2 protein-coding genes and 1 pseudogene are annotated in these 2,273 nt (G+C 69.9%); all 3 read left to right on the forward strand.

Going from position 1 to position 2,273, the window contains the following annotated elements:
* Nucleotides 1-106 (forward strand): annotated as a pseudogene (locus AC1DOC_RS30080) (exodeoxyribonuclease VII small subunit); the annotation flags it as partial.
* The gene (locus AC1DOC_RS30085; RefSeq protein ID WP_478080595.1) at nt 103-1,020 is read left to right on the forward strand and encodes a polyprenyl synthetase family protein; all 918 of its coding nucleotides are present in this window, start codon (nt 103-105) and stop codon (nt 1,018-1,020) included. The pseudogene AC1DOC_RS30080 and the gene AC1DOC_RS30085, both read left to right, overlap by 4 nt.
* A gap of 38 nt (nt 1,021-1,058) precedes the next feature.
* Nucleotides 1,059-2,273: 1-deoxy-D-xylulose-5-phosphate synthase (gene dxs / locus AC1DOC_RS30090; RefSeq protein WP_478131163.1), on the forward strand; the 1,215-nt coding region annotated here is incomplete at its 3' end.

Consider the following 2,273-nt stretch of genomic DNA (forward strand, 5'->3'; position numbering starts at 1 on the left):
GCGCGGCGCCGCGCTGCTCGCCTTCTGCCGCGAAAAGCTCCAGGCGGTCGAAGACCAGATCAAGGTGCTCGACGCCGGGAGCCTCAAGCCCTGGACTGCCGAATGAGCGCGGTTGACTTAGTGGGCTGGGGTGCCGCGCGCCTGGCCAGCTGGAGCGACCCGCACCTGGCGCGCGTCGAGGCGGCGCTGTCGCGCTGGGTCGGCGTCGACGCGCCGGTGCTGCTCGGCGATGCCATGCGCTATGCCGTGCTCGACGGCGGCAAGCGGCTGCGGCCGCTCCTGGTGCTGGCCGCGAGCGAAGCGGTCGGCGGCAATGCGGCTGCGGCGCTGCGTGCGGCCTGCGCAACCGAGCTGATCCACGCCTACTCGCTGGTGCACGACGACCTGCCGAGCATGGACAACGACGTGCTGCGGCGTGGCAAGCCCACGGTGCACGTGAAGTTCGGCGAAGCCGATGCGCTGCTGGCCGGCGACGCCCTGCAGGCCCTGGCCTTCGAGCTGCTCACGCCCGAGGGCGACGAGATTCCCGCATCGATCCAGGCCGCGCTGTGCCGTCTGCTCGCGCGCGCCGCGGGCAGCCAGGGCATGGCGGGCGGGCAGGCCATCGACCTGGCCAGCGTGGGCCTCGCGCTGGACGAAGCGCAGCTGCGCGAAATGCACCGCCTGAAGACCGGCGCGCTGCTGCAGGGCAGCGTCGAGATGGGCGCGGCCTGCGCCGGCGCCGTGGCGCCCGCGGCGCTGGCCGCGCTGCGCGACTACGGCGCCGCCATCGGCCTGGCGTTCCAGGTGGTCGACGACATCCTCGACGTCACGGCCGATTCGCAGACCCTCGGCAAGACGGCCGGCAAGGATGCGGCCGCCGACAAGCCCACCTATGTTTCGCTGTGGGGCCTGGACGGTGCGCGTGCGCAGGCAAGGCAGCTGCTGGCCGAATCGCTCGCGGCGCTGGACCGCAGCGGCCTGGCCGACACCGCGGCCTTGCGCGCGCTGGCCCACATGGTCGTCGACCGCGACCGATGAACAACTCACAGATGGACAAGAAGACCCACGACGATCCCATGGCTGCGCTGCTTCCCACGCTTCACGATCCATCGCCGATCCGCCAGTTCGACCGCGCCCAGCTCAGGCAGCTGGCGGCCGAGGTGCGCGCCTGCGTGCTCGACAACGTCTCGCGCACCGGCGGCCACCTGAGCTCGAACCTTGGCACGGTCGAGCTCACGGTCGCGCTGCACCATGTGTTCAACACGCCGCACGACCGCCTGGTGTGGGACGTGGGCCACCAGACCTATCCGCACAAGATCCTCACGGGCCGGCGCGAGCGCATGCCCACGCTGCGGCAGATCGGCGGCATCTCGGGCTTTCCGCAGAGGAGCGAGAGCGAATACGACACCTTCGGCACCGCGCACTCGTCGACCAGCATCTCGGCCGCGCTCGGCATGGCGATGGCGGCCAAGCAGAAGGGCGAGGACCGCCATTCCGTGGCCATCATCGGCGACGGCGCGCTCACGGCCGGCATGGCCTTCGAGGCGCTCAACAACGCCGGCGTGTGCGACTGCAAGCTGCTGGTGATCCTGAACGACAACGACATGTCGATCAGCCCGCCCGTGGGCGCGCTCAACCGCTACCTCGCGCAGCTGATGAGCGGCAACTTCTACGCCGCGGCCAAGAACGTCGGCAAGAGCGTGCTGCGCGCCGCGCCGCCGCTGTTCGAACTGGCCAAGCGCTTCGAACAGCATGCCAAGGGCATGGTGGTGCCCGCCACGCTGTTCGAGCAGTTCGGCTTCAACTACGTCGGCCCCATCGACGRCCACGACCTCGATTCGCTGGTGCCCACGCTCGAGAACCTCAAGCACCTGGACGGCCCGCAGTTCCTGCACGTCGTCACCAAGAAGGGCCAGGGCTACAAGCTCGCCGAGGCCGACCCGGTGGCCTACCACGGGCCCGGCAAGTTCGATCCGCAGGTGGGGCTGGTCAAGCCCACGGCGGTGGCCAAGCAGACCTTCACGCAGGTGTTCGGCCAATGGCTCTGCGACATGGCCGCGCACGACGGCCGGCTGGTGGGCATCACGCCGGCCATGCGCGAAGGCTCGGGGCTGGTCGAGTTCGAGCAGCGCTTTCCCGACCGCTACTACGACGTCGGCATTGCCGAGCAGCATGCCGTCACTTTTGCGGCGGGCCTTGCCTGCGAGGGCCTGAAGCCGGTGGTGGCGATCTACTCGACCTTCCTGCAGCGCGCCTACGACCAGCTGATCCACGACGTCGCGATCCAGAAC

The organism is Variovorax sp. 01T439_2 (assembly GCF_056398445.1).

Bases quoted from the DNA above. Each gene is read 5' to 3' on its own strand.
- AC1DOC_RS30085 (WP_478080595.1), top strand. From the start codon at position 103: ATGAGCGCGGTTGACTTAGTGGGCTGGGGTGCCGCGCGCCTGGCCAGC.